15 protein-coding genes are annotated in these 14416 nt (G+C 73.3%); 9 read left to right on the top strand and 6 right to left on the bottom strand.

Going from position 1 to position 14416, the window contains the following annotated elements:
• Positions 1-45: 45 nt before the first annotated feature.
• The 4 genes from ACFWN3_RS09290 to ACFWN3_RS09275 form a co-directional block, all read right to left on the bottom strand.
• Complete coding sequence (locus ACFWN3_RS09290; RefSeq protein ID WP_377638884.1) at positions 46-1701, bottom strand: MDR family MFS transporter; 1656 nt, start codon at positions 1699-1701, stop codon at positions 46-48.
• Between the two features lie 4 nt (positions 1702-1705).
• A complete protein-coding gene (locus ACFWN3_RS09285) occupies positions 1706-2182 on the bottom strand; it encodes a MarR family winged helix-turn-helix transcriptional regulator (protein ID WP_377638882.1) in 477 nt (158 codons plus the stop codon).
• Between the two features lie 109 nt (positions 2183-2291).
• Positions 2292-2768, bottom strand: coding sequence for a CoxG family protein (locus ACFWN3_RS09280; RefSeq protein WP_377638880.1), 477 nt, complete (start codon positions 2766-2768; stop codon positions 2292-2294).
• Between the two features lie 40 nt (positions 2769-2808).
• Positions 2809-3657 carry a maleylpyruvate isomerase family mycothiol-dependent enzyme gene (locus ACFWN3_RS09275; protein ID WP_377638878.1) on the bottom strand — a complete coding sequence of 283 codons (849 nt, stop codon included), beginning with the start codon at positions 3655-3657 and terminating at the stop codon, positions 2809-2811.
• Positions 3658-3684: 27 nt separating this feature from the next.
• Here ACFWN3_RS09275 and ACFWN3_RS09270 point away from each other — a divergent pair, with 27 nt between their 5' ends.
• Both ACFWN3_RS09270 and ACFWN3_RS09265 read left to right on the top strand, forming a co-directional pair.
• Complete coding sequence (locus tag ACFWN3_RS09270; protein ID WP_377638876.1) at positions 3685-5661, top strand: cytochrome c oxidase assembly protein; 1977 nt, start codon at positions 3685-3687, stop codon at positions 5659-5661.
• A 204-nt stretch (positions 5662-5865) separates the two neighbouring features.
• Positions 5866-6672, top strand: a complete 807-nt coding sequence (locus tag ACFWN3_RS09265) for a nitrilase-related carbon-nitrogen hydrolase (protein ID WP_377638874.1) — start codon at positions 5866-5868, stop codon at positions 6670-6672.
• A gap of 136 nt (positions 6673-6808) precedes the next feature.
• Here ACFWN3_RS09265 and ACFWN3_RS09260 read toward each other — a convergent pair whose 3' ends face one another.
• Positions 6809-7723, bottom strand: a complete 915-nt coding sequence (locus ACFWN3_RS09260) for a hypothetical protein (RefSeq protein ID WP_377638872.1) — start codon at positions 7721-7723, stop codon at positions 6809-6811.
• A gap of 190 nt (positions 7724-7913) precedes the next feature.
• Between ACFWN3_RS09260 and ACFWN3_RS09255 the strand changes: the two genes are divergently transcribed.
• From ACFWN3_RS09255 to ACFWN3_RS09235, 5 genes are all read left to right on the top strand, one after another.
• Entirely contained in the window at positions 7914-9284 is a 1371-nt protein-coding gene (locus ACFWN3_RS09255) for an FAD-binding oxidoreductase (protein WP_377638870.1), read from the top strand.
• A 95-nt stretch (positions 9285-9379) separates the two neighbouring features.
• Complete coding sequence (locus ACFWN3_RS09250; protein ID WP_377638868.1) at positions 9380-9523, top strand: hypothetical protein; 144 nt, start codon at positions 9380-9382, stop codon at positions 9521-9523.
• Positions 9524-9628: 105 nt separating this feature from the next.
• Complete coding sequence (locus tag ACFWN3_RS09245) at positions 9629-9856, top strand: hypothetical protein (RefSeq protein ID WP_377638866.1); 228 nt, start codon at positions 9629-9631, stop codon at positions 9854-9856.
• 13 nt (positions 9857-9869) lie between these two features.
• A complete protein-coding gene (locus ACFWN3_RS09240; RefSeq protein ID WP_377638864.1) occupies positions 9870-10046 on the top strand; it encodes a hypothetical protein in 177 nt (58 codons plus the stop codon).
• 97 nt (positions 10047-10143) lie between these two features.
• Positions 10144-10434: a DUF6458 family protein gene (locus ACFWN3_RS09235; RefSeq protein ID WP_377638862.1), complete on the top strand. Its 291-nt coding sequence runs from the start codon at positions 10144-10146 to the stop codon at positions 10432-10434.
• 152 nt (positions 10435-10586) lie between these two features.
• Here ACFWN3_RS09235 and ACFWN3_RS09230 read toward each other — a convergent pair whose 3' ends face one another.
• The gene (locus tag ACFWN3_RS09230) at positions 10587-12458 is read right to left on the bottom strand and encodes an acyl-CoA dehydrogenase (protein ID WP_377638860.1); all 1872 of its coding nucleotides are present in this window, start codon (positions 12456-12458) and stop codon (positions 10587-10589) included.
• Positions 12459-12585: 127 nt separating this feature from the next.
• On the opposite strand from ACFWN3_RS09230, the gene ACFWN3_RS09225 reads away from it, so the two are divergent.
• Both ACFWN3_RS09225 and ACFWN3_RS09220 read left to right on the top strand, forming a co-directional pair.
• On the top strand, positions 12586-13845 hold the full coding sequence (locus ACFWN3_RS09225; protein ID WP_377638858.1) for a low temperature requirement protein A: 1260 nt from the start codon (positions 12586-12588) through the stop codon (positions 13843-13845).
• A complete protein-coding gene (locus ACFWN3_RS09220; RefSeq protein WP_377638856.1) occupies positions 13842-14384 on the top strand; it encodes a hypothetical protein in 543 nt (180 codons plus the stop codon). Before ACFWN3_RS09225 ends, ACFWN3_RS09220 begins: the two co-directional genes overlap by 4 nt.
• The last annotated feature ends 32 nt before the right edge of the window (positions 14385-14416 follow it).

Raw genomic sequence — 14416 nt, 5'->3', positions numbered from 1 at the left:
CACCCCGAAGGTCGGGTGCTCCACCGGAGGTTCGGGTGTGACGGGTCAGTGCGGGGCGGCCGCGGGGGCGTCGGCGCCCTCGGCCGTGGCCTCCTGGCTGTTGTAGCCCGCGCTCTTGCGCAGCTCGACGTGCGGGAGGAAGAGCATGACGAGGAAGCCGAAGACCATGACCGACGCGCCGACGAGGAACACCGAGTCCATCGCCTCCGAGAAGCCCATGAGGAAGGGCTTCGCCAGCCGGTCGTCGAGGTCGTTGAGGAACGAGCTGTCCTGCAGCACACCGGTGGTCGAGCCGCCCGACGCCTGGAGCTGCTGGGCGAAGGCCGCGTTGGCCGGCTCGCGCAGCGCCGCCTGGAAGTCGGCGGTCGGGACGGCCTCGCGCACGGCGGTGGCGATCTTCTCGGACGCCTGCGAGAACAGGATGGAGAGGAAGACCGCGGTACCCAGCGTGCCGCCGATCTGACGGGTGAAGGTGGCCGTCGAGGTCGCGACCCCGATCTGCTGCGGCGGGACCGCGTTCTGCACGGCGAGGGTCAGCGGCTGGAAGTTGAAGCCCAGCCCCAGGCCGAAGGCGACCATGACGACCATCGTCTGCCACAGCGGGGTGTCGAACTCGACGTAGTGGAAGACGAAGAGCGACACCGTGAGGAGCCCGGCCCCGATGATCGGGAAGATCCGGTAGCGGCCGGTGCGGCTGATGATCTGCCCCGACAGGACCGAGCCGGCCATGATGCCGAGGGTCATCGGGAGCAGGAGCAGGCCGGCCTCGGTGGGCGTCGCGCCCTTGACGATCTGGAGGTAGAGGGGCAGCGCGGCCAGCCCACCGAACATCGCGACGCCGATGAGGATCGAGGCGACCGACGAGACGCCGACGGTGCGGTTGCGGAACATGGCGAGCGGCAGGATCGCCTCGTCGCCCATCCGGGCCTCCTGCGCGAAGAACGCGATGGCCGCGAGGACGCCGACGACGTAGCAGGTGACGGCGCTGCCCGAGGTCCAGCCCCACTCGCGGCCCTGCTCGGCGACGAGGAGGAGCGGCACGAGCGAGACCGACAGCAGCGACGCGCCGAGCCAGTCGATGCGGTGGTCGAGGCGGGTGTGGCGCAGGTGCAGCGTCCTCGACACGACGAGGAGGGCGATGATGCCGACCGGCACGTTGACGAGGAAGACCCAGCGCCAGCCGGTGACGCCGAGGATCGAGTCGGTGCCGGCGAGGAAGCCGCCGACGACGGGGCCGAGCACCGACGAGGTGCCGAACACGGCGAGGAAGTAGCCCTGGTACTTGGCGCGCTCGCGCGGCGGGACGATGTCACCGACGATCGCCAGCGCGAGGGAGAACAGGCCGCCGGCGCCGAGGCCCTGGACGGCGCGGTAGACCGCGAGGGTCCCCATCGAGGTGGCGAAGGTGCACAGCACCGAGCCGACGACGAAGATGCTGATCGCCGCGACGAAGAGCTTCTTGCGCCCGTAGATGTCGCCGAGCTTGCCGTAGAGCGGCGTGACGATCGTCGAGGTGATGAGGTAGGCCGTCGTCGCCCAGGCCTGGTGCTCCAGGCCCTTGAGGTCGTCGGCGATGGTGCGGATCGCGGTCGCGACGATCGTCTGGTCGAGCGCGGCGAGGAACATCCCCGTCATGAGCCCGATGAGGATCGTCACGATCTGTCGGTGGGTCAGCTGTCGGTCGTCGGTGGTGGCGGTCATCGGGTCAGGTCCTTCTGGTGAGCTCGGCGAGGGAGGCCTCGAGGTCGGAGGCGAAGTGGCGCAGGTGCGCGCTGAAGGTGGCGACGTCGTCGTCGTCCCAGTCGGTGAGGAGGGAGCGGATCCAGCGGTCGCGGTCCTCGCGGATGCCGTGGAGGAGCGCCTCGCCCTCGGCGGTGAGGGTGAGGGCCTGGGCGCGGCCGTCGTCGGGGTCGGGCCCGCGGCTGACGAAGCCGAGGTCGACGAGGGTGCTCACCTGGCGGCTCACCGTCGAGACGTCGGAGTGGAGCCGCTCGGCGAGGGCCGAGACGCGCAGCGAGCCGGCCTTGAGGTTGAACAGCAGCGGGTAGGCCATGGGGTCGACCTGCGGGTGGCGCCGCGGGGCGTGCTGGCGCACGACGTGGAGCAGCTTGACGACCCGGACGAGGTCGTCGCCGAGGGCCAGGGTCGGCGTCGCCGCCCGGGTCTCCGCGGGGTCTGGCATGAGGGTCCTCCGTTAAGTTGCTTGAGACATGCAACCGTATGCGCCGGGGCGGGCATTCCCGAAACCGCCGACGTCATCCTTCGACAGCCGGCCGGGGCGGGGGCGGTCCTCAGACCGAGCGGGCGTGGAGGTGCTGGAGGAGGTGGGCGGAGAACCGCTGTCCCATGAGGGCGACGACCCCCTTCATCCCGGTGGTGACCGCCGGGCGCAGCAGGCCGGGCACGGGGAGCTCGACGGTGATGGCGAGCGAGGTCTCGAGGCGGGTGTGCTCACCGCGGGGCTGCAGCGCGTACCAGCCCTCGACCCCGGCGCCCTCGTGCCGACCGGGCGCGGGGTCGTGCGTGAACTCGATCCGGTGCGGCTCGTCGAAGGTCATCCGCTCCCGGAAGGTGAACGAGTAGCTCGACCCGAGCACCGGGACCTTGGTCATCTCCCACACCCAGTGGTCGTCGCCCTCGGGCAGCACCCGGTGGAGGAACGGGGTGAAGCGGGCGAGGAGGTCGGGGTCGGTGAGGACCTCCCACACGTCGTCGATCCCGGCGGTCACCGTGGCGGCTGACCGGTTCGACGTCGAGAAGGTGCCCATCACCCGACCCTAACCGCAGGTCACCGGCGGACCCTCCGGCTCAGGGCGTGATGGCCATCGCCGCGAGGACGCGGCGGGCGACGTCGACGTCGCCGCTGACGACGACGTGGAGGTCGTCGGGGTCGCGGCGCCCGCCGACGAGGCGGCCGGCGACCTGGGTCGACATCGTCAGGGTGGTCGTCACGACGTCGGGGTGCTCGTCGGGGTCGCCGGTGAACAGCGGCACCCCGAGCGCGCGGCCGTCGCGCTCCTCCACCCGCACGCCGACCCGGGCCGCCGTGGGGCCGGTCAGCTCGACGACCACGGCGTTGCCCGGCGGCACCTCGGCCGTCCTCGCCACGATCCTCGGCAGGGCCTCGACGAGGGAGGTCATCGCGATGGACGCGGCGGCGCCCTCGAGGCCACCGGGCCGGCCGAGCGCCTCGCGCAGGTCCTGCTCGTGGACCCACACGTCGAAGGTCCGGATGGCGAGCAGCTGCGGCCACGTCGTGCGGCCGAACGGGCCGTCGACCTCGCGGGCCTCCCACCCCTCGTCGGAGGCGAAGAAGGCCAGGCGCTCCTCGAGGCGCTCCTCGAGCTCGTCGAGGACCTCCTCGAGCGAGCGCTCGCGCCGCGCCTCCACGAACTTCTCCATGAGGGCGCCGAAGTCGTGCCGCACGTGGGCGTGGGTGCTCACGTCGAGGTCGGGCGTCGGGTCGCCGGCCGTGAGTGCCTCGGCGCCGGCGACGTGGGCCACCTGGTCGTGCACGGTCCACCCGGGGCAGTCGGTGGGCAGGTCGGCGTCGCCGGGCCGCGTGGTGCGCCCGAGGTCGATGACGTTGCGGACGGCCCGGGACCACGCGTCGACGAGGCCGGCCGGGTCGGTGGGCGCCGGGGGGTGCACGGGCATGCGGTCACAGTACCTACGCTGGTGGGCATGGCCACCCGCGAGCACCCGTCGCTGTCGCGGCCGCTCGGGATCGCCGTCGGGGCCGGGCTCGTCGCTGCCGTCGTGGCCGCCGTGACGACGGGAGCGGTCGCCCCGCTCGACCTCGCCGACCCCGGTCCGGTCGTCCGCTGGGGCCTGCCGCTCGTCTCGACCGTGGCGACGCTGGCCGCCAGCGCGACGGTCGGGCTGCTCGGTCTCGCGGCCTTCCTCGTGCCCGAGCGGACGTCGACCGAGCGCCGGGTGACGGCCACCCGCCACGCGGCCCGGGCGGGGTCGCTGTGGGCGGCGGCGGCCCTGCTCGAGGTCGTGCTGACCTTCGCCTCGCTCGCCGGGACGCCGCTCTCCAGCCCCGACCTGCCGAGCCAGCTCCTCTCCTTCACGTGGACCCTCGAGACCACCCGGGTGCTGCTCATCAGCGCGCTCGTCGCGGTGGTCGTCGCGGTGTCGGCCGCCTTCACCACCCGGCGGGCGCCGATGGCGTGGCTCGCCGTCCTCACCCTCGGTGCGGTCGTCATCCTCGCGCTGACCGGTCACGCCGCGGGGTCCTCGAGCCACGAGGACGCCGTCAACTCGTTGGGGGTCCACCTCGTGGGGGTCGTCGTGTGGGTCGGCGGGCTGGTCGCGCTCGTCGCGATGCGCCGCGGCCTCGGCTCCGACCTGGGGGCCACGGTCGCGCGGTACTCGACGGTGGCGCTCTGGTGCTTCGTCCTCGTCGCGCTGACCGGGCTGCAGCAGGCGTGGATCCGGCTCGGCTCACTGGGTGCGGTGGCCACCTCGTACGGCGCGATCGTCGCCCTCAAGACCCTGGCGCTCGTCGTGCTCGGCGCCCTCGGCTGGCTCCACCGCCGCTCCATCGCGACCCGGCTGGTGGCCGACCCGGGCGACGGGCGGGCGTTCGCGCGGCTGGCCGTGGCCGAGGTCGCGGTCATGGGACTGGCCACCGGCCTCGCCTCGGTGCTCGCCCGCTCGGTCCCCCCGGTGCCCGACGCCCCGCCCGCGCCGAGCCGCATCCTCGAGCTGACCGGCTTCCCCGACCCGGGCCCGATGGCGGCCGCCCAGTGGTTCACGGCGTGGCGGGTCGACTGGCTGCTGCTCGGGATCGCCGTGCTGGCCGTGGGGCTCTACCTGGCCGGAGTGGTCCGGCTGCGGCGCCGGGGCGACGTGTGGCCGGTGTTCCGGACCGTGTGCTGGGTGCTCGGCTGGGCGCTCTTCGTCTGGGCGACCTCCGGCGGCCCCGGCATCTGGGGCCGGGTGCTGTTCAGCGTCCACATGGTCATGCACATGGCGGTCGCGATGATCGTGCCGCTCCTCCTCGTGCCCGGGGCGCCGCTGACGCTGGCGCTGCGGACCCTCCGGGCGCGGCCCGACCGCACGTGGGGGCCGCGCGAGGTGCTGCTCCAGGTCGTCCACTCGCGGGCGATGCAGGTGGTCGCCAACCCCGTCGTCGCGGCGGCGCTGTTCTTTTTCAGCCTCGCGATCTTCTACTGGACCGGCCTGTTCGAGCTCTCGCTGACGACCCACACGGGCCACCTGCTCATGCTCGCCCACTTCCTCCTCACGGGGTACCTGTTCACCTGGGTGCTCGTCGGCATCGACCCCGGTCCGCCCCGGTGGTCGCCGCTCATGCTCCTCGTCATCCTCTTCGTGACGATCTCGTTCCACGCGTTCTTCGGGGTCAGCCTGACCGGGTCCGAGCAGCTGCTGGCGCCCGACTTCTTCGGGCAGCTCAACCTGCCGTGGGGTCCGGTCCCGCTCGCCGACCAGCACCGGGCGGGCGAGGTCGCCTGGGGGATCGGCGAGGCGCCCACGCTGGTGCTCGCGGTGGTCGTGGCCGTGCAGTGGTTCCGCCGCGACGCCTCCGAGACCCGACGGCTCGACCGGCAGGCCGACCGCGACGGCGACGCCGAGCTCAAGGCGTACAACGAGCACCTGCGCCGCCTGCGCGAGGGCTCCGACTCCCACTGACGCCCCGCCCCCGGCCGGCCGCCCCTTCCCGTGCCGGCCGCCCCCTCCCGGCCGCGTGCCCCCCTGTCCGGCCGCGTGTGCTCAGGTGGTCGCTGGCACCGCCACCTGAGCACACGCGCCGCGTCGGCCCGGCCGCGTGTGCTCACGTGGTCGCCCGGACCGCCACCTGAGCACACGAGGCGTGGGGTGCGGGAGGATGAGGGCATGCGCATCGCGGTGGTCCAGCTCGCCTACGGCGACGACGAGCCCTTCGACGCCCGGGTCGACCGGGTCGCGGGCATCGTCGCCGGGCTCTCCGGTCACGACCTCGTCGTCCTCCCCGAGCTCTGGGCCCCCACCGGCTTCGGCTACCAGGGCTGGGCCGACGAGGCGCAGCCGCTCGACGGTCCGTGGTCGCGCGCCATGGCCGACGCCGCGCGCTCGGCCTCGGTCGTGCTGCACGCGGGGTCCTTCGTCGAGGAGCTGGACGACCCCGGGCCCGACGGCCACGACCTCGCGAACACCTCGCTCGTCCTCGGCTCCGGCGGGAGCACGCTGGCGGTCTACCGCAAGATCCACCGCTTCGGGTTCGGTGCGGGAGAGCCGAGGCTGATGGAGGCCGGCACCGACGTCGTCGTCGTCGACCTCCCCGACGGCATCGGCGGGACCGTCCGCACCGGGCTGTCCACCTGCTACGACCTGCGATTCCCCGAGCTGTACCGCCGCCAGCAGGAGGAGGGCGCCGAGCTCTTCGTCGTCCCGGCGGCCTGGCCCGCGGCGCGGGTGGGCCACTGGACCCTCCTCGGCCGAGCGCGCGCCATCGAGAACCAGGCCGTCGTCGTGCAGGGCAACACCGGCGGGACGCACGCCGGCACGGCGATGGGCGGGTTCAGCCAGGTCGTCGCAGCGATGGGGGAGGTGCTCGGGGAGGTGGCCCACGCCGGCGAGGCGGTGCTGTCGGTCGACGTCGACCTCGCCGCGACCACCGAGTACCGCCGCGCCTTCCCCGTCCTCCCCGACCGCCGCCTCTGACCTCTGGCCGCCCCGCACCCCGTCGCGTGTGCCCAGGTGGTCGTCCGGACAGCCATCTGAGCACACGCGACCGGTGACCTGCGGCGCGTGTGCTCCAGTGGTCGCCGGGGCAGCCACGTGAGCACACGCGACGGAGTCACGCGGCGAGGCGGGGGACGCCCAGCGCCATGAGGTCGCCCACGACCTCCAGGGGTTCGTGCCTCAGCTCGGCGGTCGTGCACCGGATGACGACCCTCCCCGGAGTCGTGAGTCGCCGCTGGCGCTTGACGTCGAGGCCGTAGCTCACGAGGTCGAGATGGGCGCCTCCGTCCACCTCGAGCACGAGGACCCGGCCGTCGGGAAGGTCCCACTCCGCATCCGTGAAGCGGACCCTCCCGGAGCGGTCCCGTCGCCGGGTCTGGCGGCGTGGAGGCCGGATCCCCCAGGACCGGCAGAGGCGCACGAGGTCGACCTCGCCCATCGAGTGCGAGCCGCCGGCCACCTCTCCCAACAGCTCCCGGATGAGCGGGGCCCTCCGCAGGGGTCGCAGGAGCCGGGTCCACTCGGCGAGCCGCTGCGTCGTCGTGAGGCGTAGCTGGACGGTGGCCACCACGGCGCCCAGGGCGGTCCGCTCGCTCGGCTCGTCGGCGGCGAACATCAGTACTGCCGGTTCGAGGCGGCAGGTGGGGATCCCGGCCCGGGGGGCGCGAAGCAGGGCGGGCGCCCGACGGGTCCGCGTGTACGAGATGCCGTCGACCGGTGCGAACGACAGCTCGTCGTCGACGAGGACCGTCACGAGGTCGCGGTCCCACCCCCGCAGCCCGTGCAGCGCCGCGGCGGTCAGCCCTCCGATCATCGCGCTCGGGCCGGCGTGGGCGACAGCGGTCCACATCAGCTGCTGTCGGGAGAGCGGGCCGGTGGTCGTCGTGTACACCGAGTGGGTGCGCTCGGCCCAGCGGTCGGCCCGCAGCTGGTTGCGCACGAAGGCACGGGAGACCCCGAGCTCGCGCAGGTCCCGCTCGCAGAGCACCCCGTGCTGCCGAGCGGCCCGCTCCTCCCACTGCTCCGCCACGGCACGAGTCTCGCCGGGAGCGCGTCATCGCCCGAGGAGTTCTCCACAGGCCAGCCGCGTGTGCTCGAGTGGTCGCTGGGGCAGCCACCTGAGCACACGCGCCGGAGAGCACGCAGCCGCGTGTGCTCGGATGGTTGCCGGGGCAGCCACCTGAGCACACGCGCCGGAGAAGGTCTGGGAGGGTGGGGGGATGGACGCCGTGGTTCGTGAGCTCGTCGAGGCGCTGCCGGAGGGGGTCGTGACGACCGACCCCGACGCCCTCGAGAAGTACCGCTTCGACTGGACGCACGACGCGACCGCGGGCACCCCGATGGCCGCGGTCCGGGCCGAGCGCGCCGAGCACGTCCAGGAGACCCTGCGCTGGGCCACCCGCCACGGCGTCCCCGTCGTGCCCCGAGGCGCGGGGTCGGGCCTGAGCGGCGGTGCGCTCGCCGTCGACGGCGGCGTCGTCCTCAGCCTCGAGCGGATGCGGGCCGTCGAGATCGACACCGCGAGCCGGGTCGCCGTCGTCGAGCCGGGCGCCCTCAACGTCGAGGTCAAGAGGGCCGCAGCGGCCGAGGCCCTCTGGTACCCCCCGGACCCCAGCTCGTTCGAGATGTGCTCCATCGGCGGCAACATCGCGACCAACGCGGGCGGCCTGTGCTGCGTCAAGTACGGCGTGACGACCGACTACGTCCTCGGCCTCGACGTCGTCCTCGCCGACGGCACCCTCGTCACGCTCGGTGGCAAGCGGGTCAAGGACGTCGCGGGCCTGTCCCTCCTCAAGCTCTTCGTCGGCTCCGAGGGCACCCTGGGCGTCGTCACCCGGGCGGTCCTGCGCCTGCTCCCCGCCCAGCCCCCGGCCGCCACCCTCGTCGCGACCTTCCCCACCGTGGCCGCCGCGGCCGCCGCCGTCATCGAGCTCGGCCGCACGACGCGGGCCTCGATGGTCGAGCTCATGGACCACGCGTCGGTCAACGCCGTCGAGGACTTCCGCCCCATGGGGCTCGACCGCGACGCCGGCGCCCTCCTCGTCATCCAGAGCGACGCCCCGGGAGCCGCGCGCGCCGAGGAGATCGCGGCCGCCACGACCGCCTGCGAGGTCGCCGGCGCCAAGGAGGTCTTCGCCACCGACGACCCGGAGGAGGGCGAGCTCTTCGTCCAGGCCCGCCGCCTCCACTTCCAGGCGATCGAGTCGCGCGGAACGGTGCTCCCCGAGGACGTCGGCGTACCCGTGCCTCAGCTGCCCGCGCTCCTCGAGGCCGTCGCCGCCATCGCCGAGCGGCACGACGTGGAGATCCCGATGGTCGCGCACGCCGGGGACGGCAACACCCACCCGGCGATCATCTTCACCGCGGGTGACCCCGACGCCGAGCGCCGGGCCCGCCTCGCCTTCGACGACGTCATGGCCGCCGCGATCGCCCTCGGCGGCTCGATCACCGGCGAGCACGGCGTCGGGCGCCTCAAGGCCGGCTCCCTCGAGGCCCAGCTCGGCCCCGACGTCATGGCCCTGACCCGCCGCGTCAAGGACGCGCTCGACCCCCAGGGCATCCTCAACCCCGGCTCGGTCCTCGTTTCCTGAGGACGTCCGCGCACCGTCCGTGGACGTCGGCGTGCCGCCGGGGGCACACTCGAGGAGGACCCCGTTGCAGGGGCGGGGACGTCAGGAGGCTCGTCATGTGGTGGATGTGGCTCGTCGCACTGGCCGTGGTCCTCGCGGGGGTGTACGTCATGGAGCGGCGCCGGGGGACGCAGGGTGAGGAGGTGGCGGAGGACCGTCACCTCAACCGGCCCGACATCCGCGGCGGCGGCGGCTTCTAGGGCGGCCACACCGCGGCGCGCGGCTCCCGGGCCTCGACGGCGGCCCGGCGACCCGTCATGCTGGTGCTCCGCACCCACCCCCGTGGGTGGGAGGGGGAGGGCGCCGTGCCGACGACCATCGGTCTCGTGACCACGGGCCTGCTCGTGCTCCTCGCTGTGGTGGGGCTCGTCCTCTACGTCCGCCAGGTCCGGGCCCGCCGGGCCCGCCGGACCAGCCGGACCAGCCGGACCAGCCGGACCGAGACCCCCCGGCGCCCCACGACCGGGGCGCCGTTCGAGGAGGACGCCGCCGCGAGCCACCAGGCCCACCGGTTCCAGGGACCGGGGAGCTGAGGCCGCCGTGTGGATGTTCGTCACCATCGTCGCCGTCATCGTCGTCGCTGCCGTCCTCGTCGACCGGCGTCGTCGCGCTCCGCGCACGCGCGGGTCCGGGGACGACACCTTCCGCGACGCGAGCTACGGCGAGGGCCCGGCGACGGGCCAGGCCATCCGTCGAGGCGACGACGGCGGCTGGGGCGGCTGACCCGCACCGGGTTCACCCCGAGCGCCCGCGAGCCCACCTGAGAGACACACCAGAACATTCGACACACGTTCAACTCCGCAGGTGAGCGCGCGGGAGTATGGTCATCGCGACCGCCGACCCCGACCCCACGGAGGAACTCATGTACATCGGTCTCGGCATCGTGCTCATCGTCATCGGCGCGATCCTCGCCTTCGCCCTCAACGTCGACATCCCGGGTGTCGGCGACGACACCCTGGGCTACATCCTGATGATCGCCGGCCTCGCCGCCATCCTGCTCTCGTTCGCCATGCGCGGCCGCCGCCCCGGCGCCGTCACGACGACGCGCGAGAGCCACGTCGACCCCGCCACCGGCACCCGGGTCGACCGCACCGACATCGACCCGCGCTGACCCGGCGCCGGCGGAGCCGCTCCCCGAGCGGCCCCACCGGTCCCGGCCGACGCGAACGGCCCCACCCCCGCAACCGGGAGTGGGGCCGTTCCTCGTGGTGACCGAGCCGGGAGCGCGCTTCGTGGCAGCGCGCCCGACCCGGGGTCAGGACCTCAGAACGCCGACTCGGGCACGTCCATGAGGAGGGAGTCGGTCGCCTCGGCGACCGCGCGCTCGGCGGACAGGCGGGGGAGGACCTGGCGGGCGTAGAACTGCGCCGCCGCGACCTTGCCCTCGTAGAAGTCCTTGTCCCTGCCGGACGCCCCGGCGGCGAGGGCGTCGAGCGCCACCGCGGCCTGGCGCAGCAGCAGCCAGCCGACGACGAGGTCACCGGCCGCGAGGAGCAGCCGGGTCGTGTTCTGGCCGACCTGGTACAGGTTGTCGATGTCGCCGCCGTTGCGGACGTCGGCCTTCATCAGCTCGCCGACCATGAACCCGAGGATCCCCTGGACGTCCTCCATGCCCTGGCCGAGCAGCTCGCGCTCGCGGTCGATCCGGCCCTCGTGGGCGCCGAGGTCCTTGGCGAACTCCTGGATCTGCGTGGAGACGAAGGTCAGCGCCTGCCCCTTGTCGCGCACGATCTTGCGGAAGAAGAAGTCGAGGCCCTGGATCGCCGTCGTGCCCTCGTAGAGGGTGTCGATCTTGGCGTCGCGGACGTACTGCTCGACCGGGTAGTCCTGGAGGAAGCCCGACCCGCCGAAGGTCTGCAGCGACTCGGTGCCCAGCAGCACCCAGGCGCGCTCGGAGCCGAGACCCTTGACGATCGGGAGCAGCAGGTCGTTGACCCGCGTCGCGATGTCGGCGGCCGACCCCGGCTCGAAGGTCTCCGAGCCGCTCGCGAGGAACTCGGCGTCGACGATGTCCTGCTGCGTCGCGGTGAAGAGGACGAGGGCGCGCAGGCCCTCGGCGTACGCCTTCTGGGTCATGAGGGAGCGGCGCACGTCGGGGTGGTGCGTGATGGTGACGCGCGGCGCCGCCTTGTCGGTCATCTGGGTGAGGTCGGCGCCCTGGACGCGCTCCTTGGCGTACGCGAGCGCGTTGAGGTACCCGGTCGACAGGGTGGCGATCGCCTTGGTGCCGACGAGCATCCGGGCGTTCTCGATGACGTGGAACATCTGGGCGATGCCGTCGTGGACGTCGCCGAACAGCGTTCCGACAGCGGGCTTGTCGCCGCCGAAGGTGAGCTCGCAGGTCGTGGAGACCTTCAGGCCCATCTTCTTCTCGACGTTGGTGACGTAGACGCCGTTGCGCTCGCCGAGCTCACCGGTCTCGAGGTCGACGTCGAACTTCGACAGCACGAACAGGCTCAGGCCCTTGGTGCCGGGGGCCGCGCCCTCGGGACGGGCGAGGACGAAGTGGACGACGTTGTCGACCATGTCGGACTCGGCGCTGGTGATGAAGCGCTTGACGCCCGTGAGGGTCCAGGTGCCGTCGTCGTTCTGCACGGCCCTGGTGCGGCCGGCGCCGACGTCGGAGCCGGCGTCGGGCTCGGTCAGCACCATCGTGCAGTGCCAGCCCTTCTCGACGATCCAGCGGGCCATCTTCTTCTGGTCCTCGTTGCCGAGCAGGTGCATGAGCTTGGCGAAGGAGTAGGAGGCCGCGAACATCGCGAGGGCGGGGTTGGCGCCGAGGAGCATCTCGTTGACGGCCCAGCGCAGGCTCGGCGGGGCCACCGTGCCACCCAGCTCGGCGGGGACGTCGATGTTCCAGAAGCCGCTGTCGCGGTAGGCGTCGAACGAGGCGCGGAAGGACGCGGGCATCGTGACGGCCTGGGTCTGCGGGTCGTAGACCGGGGGGTTGCGGTCGGCGTCCTGGAAGGACTCGGCGAGCTCGTTCTCCGCCAGCCGCGAGACCTCCTTGAGCATCTCGCGGGCGGTGTCGGCGTCGAGCTCCTCGTAGGGGCCCGAACCGAGGACGTCGGCGCGGCCGAACACCTCGAAGAGGTTGAACTCGATGTCGCGCAGGTTGCTCTTGTAGTGGCCCATGGCCGCAGTCCTCCTGGGTGGCGAGTGAGCGCTTGCTTACCAGTGTGCTACCCACCGGTAACAAAAGCAAGGGGAACGGCTCGGCGCTCCCCCGGAGGGCCCGGACCGTGCGTGGCATGCTCGGCGGGTGAGCATCATCCCCGTGGCGCTGCGCCGGCCGGTCGTCGCGCGCGACACGAGCGAGCACCACCGGGTCGCCACGCCGCTCGAGCTGCTCTTCGACCTCGTCTTCGTCGTCGCCGTCGCGAGCAACGCGGCCGAGCTGCACCACGGCCTCTCGGCCGCGCACTACGGCACGGTCGGCGGCTACCTCATGGCCTTCTTCGCCATCTGGTGGGCGTGGATGAACTACACGTGGTTCGCCTCGGCCTACGACAACGACGACGTCGTGTTCCGGCTGCTCACCTTCGTCATCATGTCCGGCGCGCTCTTCCTCGCCGCGGGGGTCCCCGACCTGTTCGCGGACGGGTCGTCGGTGACCGCGGTGACGGGCTACGCGGTCATGCGCTTCGGGATGGTGGGGCTGTGGCTGCGCGCGGCGGCCGGCCACCCCGAACGCCGCCGGACCGCGCTCTGGTACGCGGGCGGCATCGCCGTCGTGCAGGTGCTGTGGATCGCGCGGCTCTGGGCCCCGGAGGCGTGGTGGGTGCCGACGTTCCTCCTGCTCGTCGTCGCCGAGCTGCTCGTGCCCGTCCTCGCCGAGCGCACCCACGGCTACACCCCGTTCCACCCGCACCACATCGTCGAGCGCTACGGGCTGCTCGCGATCATCGTCCTCGGCGAGGTCATCCTCTCCTCGGTCCAGGCGGTGCAGGGCGTCATGGCCGCGCACGAGGACACCGCGGCGTCGGGGGGCCACGTCGCGCCCTACGCCGCCGAGCCCGGCGGTGGCGCCGCGGCCCTGTCCGGCGGCATGGCGCCCCTCGTCCTCGGCGGCCTGCTCATCGTCTTCGCGCTGTGGTGGACCTACTTCTCCCGCGACCACGTGCGCGCCATCGAGGAGGGAGGTCGCTCGGTGTGGGTGTTCGGGTACGGCCACTACCTCGTCTTCGCGGGGATCGCCGCCGTGGGCTCGGCCATCGCGGCCGCCGTCGACGTCGTCCAGGGCGACGCGGAGGCCGGCACCCGACCGGTCGCGCTCGCCCTGGCCCTCTCGCTCGGCGTCGTCGCCCTGACCCTGTCGGCCCTCCACGCCCTCGGCGACCACGAGTCGGCGCGCACCATGGTGCCCGCCGTCGCCGCCACGGCTGCCTGCCTCGTCGTCGCCCTCGTCGTGCCCTCGATGGGGACGGCCGTCCTCCTCATGGGGCTCGTGCTGGCGACCCTCGTGGCCCACCGCGTCTGGTCGACGCGAGGTGCCCTCGACGGCGCGGAGGCGGTCCGATGACGACGCCCGCCGAGCGCTCCGTCGTCGACCGGGCCCGCCGCCTCGTCGAGGAGGGGCACGTCTGGCAGGCGCGCGACCTCCTCGAGGAGCACGTCGCGTCCGAGCGGGACACCGAGGCGCTGACCGCCCTCGGCGAGGTGCTGCACGCCATGGGCGACCTGCCGCGAGCCGGCGCGGTCTGGTTCGCGGCAGGGGCCAAGGGGCCCGAGGTCGACGGTGCCGTGGCGGCGTGGCGCGAGCAGACCGGCGAGGACTTCGTCGCCATGTGGCGCTCCCTGCCGGCCTCGGCCCGCAGGGAACCGCGTCCCCGCCGGATCGAGGCCCTGCGCGAGCGGGCGCGCTCCGCCCAGGGCGCGGGGGCCGACTCGCAGGACGGGGGCGACGAGGGCCGGGAGCGCGCCGACGTCCCCGACCTGCCCGACGACGAGGCCGAGGGCGTCGACGGCGCCTGGCTGACCGCGTGGGTGCTCGCCGTGCTCTTCGTCGTCCTCGCCGTCATCGGCTTCGTCACCGTGCTCGGCTGGGTCGTCCCGGGATGACCCCGGGCTGACCCGGGTCGGCGCGGGCCGCG

Origin of the sequence: Oryzobacter terrae, assembly GCF_042756445.1 — a bacterium.
Lineage (GTDB): Bacteria > Actinomycetota > Actinomycetes > Actinomycetales > Dermatophilaceae > Oryzobacter > Oryzobacter terrae.
This window is presented reverse-complemented; position numbering and strand designations above follow the sequence as displayed.

Bases quoted from the DNA above. Each gene is read 5' to 3' on its own strand.
- ACFWN3_RS09290 (WP_377638884.1), bottom strand. From the start codon at position 1,701: ATGACCGCCACCACCGACGACCGACAGCTGACCCACCGACAGATCGTG.
- ACFWN3_RS09285 (WP_377638882.1), bottom strand. From the start codon at position 2,182: ATGCCAGACCCCGCGGAGACCCGGGCGGCGACGCCGACCCTGGCCCTC.
- ACFWN3_RS09280 (WP_377638880.1), bottom strand. From the start codon at position 2,768: ATGGGCACCTTCTCGACGTCGAACCGGTCAGCCGCCACGGTGACCGCC.
- ACFWN3_RS09275 (WP_377638878.1), bottom strand. From the start codon at position 3,657: ATGCCCGTGCACCCCCCGGCGCCCACCGACCCGGCCGGCCTCGTCGAC.
- ACFWN3_RS09270 (WP_377638876.1), top strand. From the start codon at position 3,685: ATGGCCACCCGCGAGCACCCGTCGCTGTCGCGGCCGCTCGGGATCGCC.
- ACFWN3_RS09265 (WP_377638874.1), top strand. From the start codon at position 5,866: ATGCGCATCGCGGTGGTCCAGCTCGCCTACGGCGACGACGAGCCCTTC.
- ACFWN3_RS09255 (WP_377638870.1), top strand. From the start codon at position 7,914: ATGGACGCCGTGGTTCGTGAGCTCGTCGAGGCGCTGCCGGAGGGGGTC.
- ACFWN3_RS09250 (WP_377638868.1), top strand. From the start codon at position 9,380: ATGTGGTGGATGTGGCTCGTCGCACTGGCCGTGGTCCTCGCGGGGGTG.
- ACFWN3_RS09240 (WP_377638864.1), top strand. From the start codon at position 9,870: ATGTTCGTCACCATCGTCGCCGTCATCGTCGTCGCTGCCGTCCTCGTC.
- ACFWN3_RS09235 (WP_377638862.1), top strand. From the start codon at position 10,144: ATGGTCATCGCGACCGCCGACCCCGACCCCACGGAGGAACTCATGTAC.
- ACFWN3_RS09230 (WP_377638860.1), bottom strand. From the start codon at position 12,458: ATGGGCCACTACAAGAGCAACCTGCGCGACATCGAGTTCAACCTCTTC.
- ACFWN3_RS09220 (WP_377638856.1), top strand. From the start codon at position 13,842: ATGACGACGCCCGCCGAGCGCTCCGTCGTCGACCGGGCCCGCCGCCTC.